The organism is Pseudomonas fluorescens, from assembly GCF_902497895.1.
GTDB lineage: Bacteria > Pseudomonadota > Gammaproteobacteria > Pseudomonadales > Pseudomonadaceae > Aquipseudomonas > Aquipseudomonas fluorescens_BP.
On sequence record NZ_CABVHQ010000110.1, the window covers coordinates 1 to 8,529 of the forward strand.

At 59.7% G+C, this 8,529-nt stretch carries 6 protein-coding genes; all 6 read left to right on the forward strand.

Translation table 11 applies throughout. The annotated features are described in order from the left end of the window. Nucleotides 1–923: 923 nt before the first annotated feature. The 6 genes from gcvH to F8N21_RS29110 all read left to right on the forward strand — a co-directional run bounded on the left by gcvH (nucleotide 924) and on the right by F8N21_RS29110 (nucleotide 8,117). Complete coding sequence (gene gcvH / locus F8N21_RS29085; protein WP_150645416.1) at nucleotides 924–1,307, forward strand: glycine cleavage system protein GcvH; 384 nt, start codon at nucleotides 924–926, stop codon at nucleotides 1,305–1,307. Between the two features lie 10 nt (nucleotides 1,308–1,317). Next, nucleotides 1,318–4,173, forward strand: coding sequence for an aminomethyl-transferring glycine dehydrogenase (gene gcvP / locus F8N21_RS29090; protein WP_150645417.1), 2,856 nt, complete (start codon nucleotides 1,318–1,320; stop codon nucleotides 4,171–4,173). Between the two features lie 203 nt (nucleotides 4,174–4,376). Then, nucleotides 4,377–5,753 (forward strand): L-serine ammonia-lyase, encoded by a 1,377-nt coding sequence (locus tag F8N21_RS29095; RefSeq protein ID WP_150645418.1) that lies wholly within the window; start codon nucleotides 4,377–4,379, stop codon nucleotides 5,751–5,753. Nucleotides 5,754–5,796: 43 nt separating this feature from the next. Beyond that, a complete protein-coding gene (gene gcvT, locus F8N21_RS29100) occupies nucleotides 5,797–6,921 on the forward strand; it encodes a glycine cleavage system aminomethyltransferase GcvT (protein WP_150645419.1) in 1,125 nt (374 codons plus the stop codon). A 398-nt stretch (nucleotides 6,922–7,319) separates the two neighbouring features. Next, complete coding sequence (locus F8N21_RS29105; protein WP_003175786.1) at nucleotides 7,320–7,532, forward strand: cold-shock protein; 213 nt, start codon at nucleotides 7,320–7,322, stop codon at nucleotides 7,530–7,532. A 96-nt stretch (nucleotides 7,533–7,628) separates the two neighbouring features. Further along, a complete protein-coding gene (locus F8N21_RS29110; protein WP_150645420.1) occupies nucleotides 7,629–8,117 on the forward strand; it encodes an RDD family protein in 489 nt (162 codons plus the stop codon). The last annotated feature ends 412 nt before the right edge of the window (nucleotides 8,118–8,529 follow it).

An 8,529-nucleotide genomic window follows, 5' to 3' on the forward strand; every position in this document is an offset into this window, starting at 1 on the left:
GCTGCGATCTTTTGACTTTGCATTTGTAGTGCCTGCGACAAGATCGCAATCCCCCACCGTACGCTCCCCCCCGTAGGAGCTGCCGCAGGCTGCGATCTTTTGACTTTGCATTTGTAGTGCCTGCGACAAGATCGCAATCCCCCACCGTACGCTCACCCCCGTAGGAGCTGCCGCAGGCTGCGATCTTTTGACTTTGCATGTGCAGTGCCTGCGACAAGATCGCAATCCCCCACCGTACGCTCCCCCCTGTAGGAGCTGCCGAAGGCTGGGATCTTTTGACTTTGCATGTGCAGTGCCTGCGACAAGATCGCAATCCCCCACCGTACGCTCACCCCCGTAGGAGCTGCCGCAAGCTGCGATCTTTTGACTTTGCATGTGTAGTGCCTGCGACAAGATCGCAATCCCCCACCGTACGCTCCCCCCCGTAGGAGCTGCCGCAGGCTGCGATCTTTTGACTTTGCATTTGTAGTGCCTGCGACAAGATCGCAATCCCCCGTCGTACGCTCACCCCCGTAGGAGCCGCCGCAGGCTGCGATCTTTTGACTTTGCATTTGTAGTGCCTGCGACAAGATCGCAGCCTATCGGCAGCTCCTACGGGTCGGGTTTTCAATTCAAGAACGCCGAGCCTAAAAACGACTTCCATCTGTACTGAAAGCGCTACAGTGGAATGATATCGCTACACACCTCGCTAACCCCCGCTATGCAAGGCTTTGATCCTCTTAGGCTTTTCTCTTTGCCTCAAGCTGTAGCGATTTCGCTACAGCCATCGGACTTGCTCAGCCGGATTAAACTCATAAGCTATTGATTAATAACAAATAAATGACATTGGCCGCAAAATTGCTTAGTAACCGCCCATAAAGCAGGGCTTTTGCCCGAGCATTCAATCGCGTCCACCAGCCCAGTCTGGCCCCTGAGGAATTTCCATGAGCGAATTGCGTTTTACTGAAGATCACGAATGGCTGCGCACCGAAGCCGATGGCAGCGTCACCGTAGGCATCACGGCGTTCGCCCAGAATGCGTTGGGTGACGTAGTTTTCGTGCAACTGCCGGAACTGCAGACCTACGACAAAGGTGCAGAAGCTGCGACCGTTGAATCAGTAAAAGCTGCCAGCGGCGTGTATATGCCTTTGGACGGTGAAGTAGTAGAGACCAACCCAGCGCTCGACAGCAGCCCTGAACTGGTCAACGAAGACCCTCTGGGCGAAGGCTGGTTCTTCCGCTTCATCCCCGCAGACGCCAGCGCTGTCGGCCAACTGCTCGATCAAGACGCCTACGACCGTCTGATCAAAGCCAACGCCGAAGCCTGAGGAACCTGTCATGTCCAGCACTATCAATCTGAGCACCGCCAACGAATTCATCGCGCGCCACATCGGCCCGCGTCAGGGTGATGAGCAAGCCATGCTCGTCAGCCTCGGTTTCGACTCCCTGGAAGCCCTGAGCGCCAGCGTCATTCCGGACAGCATCAAGGGCACCAGCGTGCTCGGCATGGACGACGGTCTGAGCGAAGCCGACGCCCTGGCTTCGATCAAAGCCATCGCTGCCAAAAACCAGCTGTTCAAGACCTACATCGGCCAGGGCTACTATGGCACCCATACGCCATCGCCGATCCTGCGCAACCTGCTGGAAAACCCGGCCTGGTACACCGCCTATACCCCGTATCAACCAGAGATTTCCCAGGGTCGCCTGGAAGCGCTGCTGAACTTCCAGACGCTGATCAGCGACCTCAGCGGCCTGCCGATCGCCAACGCCTCGCTGCTCGACGAAGCCACCGCCGCTGCCGAAGCCATGACCTTCTGCAAACGCCTGAGCAAGAACAAAGGCAGCCACGCGTTCTTCGCGTCAGTTCACTGCCACCCACAGACCCTCGACGTGCTGCGCACCCGTGCCGAGCCGTTGGGCATCCACGTAGTGGTCGGTGACGAGCGCGAACTGACCGATGTCAGCGCCTACTTCGGCGCCCTGTTGCAATATCCGGCGAGCAACGGCGACCTGTTCGACTATCGCGAACTGACCGAACGCTTCCATGCCGCCAATGCGCTGGTCGCGGTTGCCGCTGACCTGCTGGCCCTGACCGTGCTGACCCCGCCCGGCGAGTTCGGCGCCGATGTGGCCATCGGCAGCGCCCAACGCTTCGGCGTACCGCTTGGATTCGGTGGCCCGCACGCGGCCTACTTCTCCACCAAGGATGCGTTCAAGCGCGACATGCCCGGCCGTCTGGTCGGCGTCTCGGTGGACCGTCATGGCCAGCCGGCCCTGCGCCTGGCCATGCAGACCCGCGAGCAACATATCCGCCGCGAGAAAGCCACCAGCAACATCTGCACCGCCCAGGTACTGCTGGCCAACATCGCCAGCATGTACGCCGTATACCACGGCCCTAAAGGCCTGAAGCAGATCGCCAAGCGCATCCATCACCTGACCGCGATCCTCGCCAAAGGCTTGAGCTCGCTGGGTCTGAAGGTTGAGCAAGAACACTTCTTCGACACCCTGGCCCTGAACACCGGCAGCCAGACCACCGTCCTGCACGACAAGGCCCGCGCCCAGCGCATCAACCTGCGCGTGATCGATGACGAGCGTTTGGGTCTGTCCCTCGACGAAACCACCAGCCAGGCCGACATCGAAACCCTGTGGAGCGTGCTGGCCGACGGCAAAGCGCTGCCGGACTTCGCGACACTGGCCGCCGCTGTCGAGAGCCGCATTCCGGCGGCTCTGGTACGCCAATCGCCGATCCTCAGCCACCCGGTGTTCAACCGTTATCACTCGGAAACCGAGCTGATGCGCTACCTGCGCAAGCTCGCCGACAAGGACCTGGCACTGGATCGCACCATGATCCCGCTGGGTTCCTGCACCATGAAACTCAACGCCGCCAGCGAGATGATCCCGATCACCTGGCCGGAGTTCGGCGCCTTGCATCCGTTTGCTCCGGCCGAGCAGAGCGCCGGCTACCAGCAACTGACTGACGAACTGGAAGCGATGCTCTGCGCCGCGACCGGTTACGACGCGATTTCCCTGCAGCCGAACGCCGGTTCCCAGGGCGAGTACGCCGGCCTGCTGGCGATCCGCGCTTACCACCAGAGCCGTGGCGATGACCGTCGCGATATCTGCCTGATCCCGTCGTCGGCCCACGGCACCAACCCGGCGACTGCCAACATGGCCGGTATGCGCGTGGTGGTCACCGCTTGCGATGCTCGCGGCAACGTCGACATCGAAGACCTGCGCGCCAAAGCCATCGAGCACCGCGAACACCTCGCCGCGCTGATGATCACCTACCCGTCGACCCACGGCGTGTTCGAAGAAGGCATCCGCGAAATCTGCGGGATCATTCATGACAACGGCGGCCAGGTGTACATCGACGGCGCCAACATGAATGCCATGGTCGGCCTCTGCGCTCCCGGCAAGTTCGGCGGCGACGTGTCCCACCTGAACCTGCACAAAACCTTCTGCATCCCGCACGGCGGTGGCGGCCCGGGCGTCGGCCCGATTGGCGTGAAATCCCACCTGACCCCGTTCCTGCCGGGTCACGGCAGCATGGAACGCAAGGAAGGCGCGGTCTGCGCGGCGCCGTTCGGCAGCGCGAGCATTCTGCCGATCACCTGGATGTACATTCGGATGATGGGTGGCGCAGGTCTCAAGCGTGCATCGCAGCTGGCGATCCTCAATGCCAACTACATTTCCCGTCGGCTCGAAGAGCACTATCCCGTGCTGTACACCGGCAGTAACGGTCTGGTGGCCCACGAATGCATCCTCGACCTGCGCCCGCTCAAGGACAGCAGCGGCATCAGCGTCGATGACGTGGCCAAGCGTCTGATCGACTTCGGCTTCCACGCACCGACCATGTCCTTCCCGGTGGCCGGCACGCTGATGATCGAACCGACCGAAAGTGAATCCAGGGAAGAACTGGACCGCTTCTGTGACGCGATGATCCGCATCCGCGAAGAAATCCGCGCAGTGGAAAGCGGTGCCCTGGACAAGGAAGACAACCCACTGAAAAACGCTCCGCATACCGCTGCGGAAATCGTTGGCGAGTGGACTCATCCGTACAGCCGCGAGCAAGCCGTGTATCCAGTAGCCTCCTTGATCGAAGGCAAGTACTGGCCACCGGTCGGTCGGGTCGACAACGTATTCGGCGATCGCAACCTGATCTGCGCCTGCCCGTCGATCGAAAGCTACGCTTAAACCTGTTGGGAGCGGGTTTCTCCGCTCCCCTCAAGAACACCGCATCCCCCGTAGGAGCTGCCGCAGGCTGCGATCTTTTGATCTTTTTCTCGAGTTCACTCGGGTATCAAAAGCAAGATCAAAAGATCGCAGCCTGCGGCAGCTCCTACAGGGTGCATCTCCCGTGATATTTGTGCCAATAACAAGAAACCGGAGAACCCAACATGTCCCTGAGCGTGTTCGACCTGTTCAAGATTGGCATCGGCCCCTCCAGCTCCCACACCGTCGGCCCGATGCGTGCCGCCGCGCGCTTTGCCGAAGGCTTGCGCCGTGAAGGGCTACTGACTGCAACCACCTGCGTCAAAGTCGAGCTCTACGGCTCGCTCGGCGCCACCGGCAAGGGCCACGGCAGCGACAAGGCCGTGTTACTCGGGCTGGAAGGTGAACATCCGGACACCGTGAACACCGAAACCGTCGCCGCCCGCCTGCAGGATATTCGCGGCAGCGGTCGACTGAACCTGCTCGGTGAACACTCCATCGAATTCAATGAAAAACTCCATCTGGCAATGATCCGCAAGCCGCTGGCCTATCACCCCAACGGCATGATCTTTCGAGCCTTCGATGCCGCCGGTTTGCAGATTCGCAGTCGCGAGTACTACTCGGTCGGCGGTGGTTTCGTGGTCGATGAAGACGCCGCCGGCGCCGACCGCATCGTCGAGGACGCCACGCCTCTGACCTTTCCATTCAAAAGCGCCAAGGACCTGCTTGGTCAGTGCAGCACTTACGGCTTGTCGATCAGCCAGGTGATGCTGACCAACGAAAGTGCCTGGCGCCCGGAAGCGGAAACCCGCGCCGGTTTGCTGAAAATCTGGCAGGTGATGCAGGACTGCGTCGCGGCCGGCTGCCGCAACGAAGGCATCTTGCCCGGTGGTTTGAAGGTCAAACGTCGGGCCGCAGCGCTGCATCGGCAACTGTGCAACAACCCGGAATCGGCGCTGCGCGATCCGCTCTCGGTACTGGACTGGGTCAATCTGTACGCCCTGGCAGTCAACGAAGAAAACGCCAACGGCGGGCGCGTGGTGACTGCGCCCACTAACGGTGCCGCCGGGATCGTCCCGGCGGTGCTGCATTACTACATGCGCTTCATCCCCGGAGCCAATGAAGACGGGGTGGTGCGCTTTCTGCTCACCGCGGCGGCGATCGGCATTCTGTACAAGGAAAACGCCTCGATCTCCGGCGCTGAAGTCGGCTGTCAGGGCGAGGTCGGCGTCGCCTGCTCGATGGCCGCGGGGGCGCTCTGCGAAGTGCTTGGCGGCAGCGTGCAACAGGTCGAGAACGCCGCCGAGATCGGCATGGAACACAACCTCGGGCTGACCTGCGATCCGATTGGCGGCCTGGTCCAGGTACCGTGCATCGAACGCAACGCCATGGGCTCGGTGAAGGCCATCAATGCGGTGCGCATGGCCCTGCGTGGCGACGGTCAACATTACGTTTCCCTCGACAAGGTCATCCGCACCATGCGCCAGACCGGTGCCGATATGAAAAGCAAATACAAGGAAACCGCCCGTGGCGGTTTGGCGGTCAACATTATTGAGTGCTGATGCGAGCCTGGCTGCATCAGTGCATTTTTTTCAGGAGCTGAACATGTCTACCGAACAACTGTTGAAAACCCCGTTGCACGCACTGCACATCGAACTCGGCGCCCGCATGGTGCCGTTCGCCGGCTACGACATGCCGGTGCAATACCCGCTGGGCGTGATGAAGGAACACCAGCACACCCGCGATCAGGCCGGGCTGTTCGATGTCTCGCACATGGGCCAGATCCGCCTGACCGGCGCCAATGCCGCCAAGGCCCTGGAGACCCTGGTGCCGGTGGACATCATCGACTTGCCAGTGGGCATGCAGCGTTATGCGATGTTCACCAATGAAAACGGCGGCATTCTTGATGACCTGATGGTCGCCAACCTGGGCAACGATGAACTGTTCCTGGTGGTCAACGCCGCCTGCAAGGACCAGGACCTGGCGCACCTGCGCAAGCACATCGGCGATCAGTGCGAGATTCAGCCACTGTTCGAAGAACGCGCCCTGCTCGCCCTGCAAGGCCCGGTCGCGGTAACAGTACTGGCGCGCCTGGCTCCAGAAGTGGCGAAGATGACCTTCATGCAGTTCGCCAGCGTGAAACTGCTCGGCGTGGAGTGCTACGTCAGCCGTTCCGGCTACACCGGTGAAGACGGCTTCGAAATCTCCGTGCCGGCCGCCAATGCCGAAGCCCTGGCCCGTGCCTTGCTGGCCGAACCGGAAGTGGCAGCGATCGGTCTGGGGGCACGGGATTCCCTGCGCCTGGAAGCCGGTCTGTGCCTCTACGGCCACGACATGAACACCGAGACCACGCCTATCGAGGCAAGCCTGCTCTGGGCCATCTCCAAGCCTCGGCGCGCCGATGGCCCACGTGCCGGCGGTTTCCCGGGCGCAGAAACCGTGTTCGCCCAGCAACAAGCCGGAGTGAGCCGCAAACGGGTCGGCCTGCTGCCTCAGGAACGCACGCCGGTGCGTGAAGGCGCGGAAATCGTCAATGAAGACGGCACGGTGATAGGCACCGTCTGCAGTGGTGGGTTCGGCCCAACATTGGGCAGCCCATTGGCCATGGGTTACCTCGATAGCCAATACATGGCAATTGATACACCCGTCTGGGCGATTGTTCGTGGGAAAAAGGTGCCTATGAGTGTAAGCAAAATGCCATTTGTTCCGCAGCGCTACTATCGCGGTTGATTGACTGTTTCTATAAGTAACGCGGTTGCGTCACAGTGCACTACTCTGTAACGCAACCGCGATGAAACAGTGCAGCTTTGACTATAAGCTTCGATAATGAACTTGGCTTATAACGATCGAAAACAATTGAACAGCTCTATCGAATAAGCCGACAGGCCCGTCTTGCAAACAGCGCCACGCTGAGCAAAACCGGGGCCTCGAAGGGCTTGTTTTTTCTCCCTTAGTTGGCGTAGAGTTTCTTCACTGTGTTTGCATGGGTCGCTTGGAACCGTGACCTGGGCAGTAGCCATAAGTTTGCTACAACCCGTTCTACGTCTCTTACTTACCTGCAACCAGCCCCAGTACTCTTTCATTAGAAAGAGGCTGTCATTAATTTTTTGCGTCAAAGGAAATAAGAAATGTCCCAACGTCAGAGCGGTACCGTCAAGTGGTTTAACGACGAAAAAGGTTTTGGTTTTATCACTCCAGAAAGCGGTCCGGATCTGTTCGTCCATTTCCGCGCCATTCAGGGCAACGGCTTCAAGAGCCTGAAAGAAGGCCAAAAGGTGACTTTCGTTGCGGTGCAAGGCCAAAAAGGCATGCAGGCTGACGAAGTACAAGCAGAAGCCTGATCCCCACGGCAACAAAAAGCCCCTGATGCTGACATCAGGGGCTTTTTTGTGCGCGCAATTACGTAAAATGGATTCTTTTCTGCCGAGAGTCCTGTCATGTCGAAACACCTGCTAAGCCCCCAGGGCGACTTCCCCGCCGCCGGCCTGGGCCGTCGCCTGGCAGCGATGTTCTATGACTTCCTGCTGTGCACTGCCCTGCTGATCGTCACCGGTGGCATCTACAAGATGGTGCAGATGGCGATCATCGGCGAAGAAAAAATGCGCGCCCTGACCGACGCCGGCGCACTGGACGGCGATCCGCTGCTTTCCACGATCCTGCTGTTCGTCCTGTTCGGTTTCTTCGCCAAATTCTGGACCTGGTCGGGCCAGACCCTTGGCATGCAAGTCTGGTGCATCCGGGTACAGAACCCCGACGGTACGGCCATCAGCCTGTGGCAGGCATTGTTGCGCTTCGTCGTGGGCATCGCCTCGCTGCTGTGTGCAGGCCTGGGATTCATCTGGTCGCTGTTCGACAAACAGAAACGCAGCTGGCACGACATCTACTCAAACACCCAGTTGGTGCAGATACCGAAGAAGACCAAGTAAATCGCAATTCTAAATTATCAGGCATACGCAAAACCTGTAGGAGCTGCCGCAGGCTGCGATCTTTTGATCTTCGTTCGCGCAACACATACTGCGCCTACCCGTCAGCCAAGATCGCAGCCTCGCTTCGCTCGACAGCTCCTACGGGGGGGGCTGGGTATTCCTATGCTTCTGTGGCTGCGATCTTTTGATCCTGGTTCGCGCTATAAACACGGCGCCTGTTCATCAGCCAGGATCGCAGCCTCGCTTCGCTCGACAGCTCCTACGAGGGGGCTGGGTATTCCTATGCTTCTGTGGCTGCGATCTTTTGATCCTGGTTCGCGCTATAAACACGGCGCCTGTTCATCAGCCAGGATCGCAGCCTCGCTTCGCTCGACAGCTCCTACGAGGGGGCTGGGTACTCCTATGCTTCTGT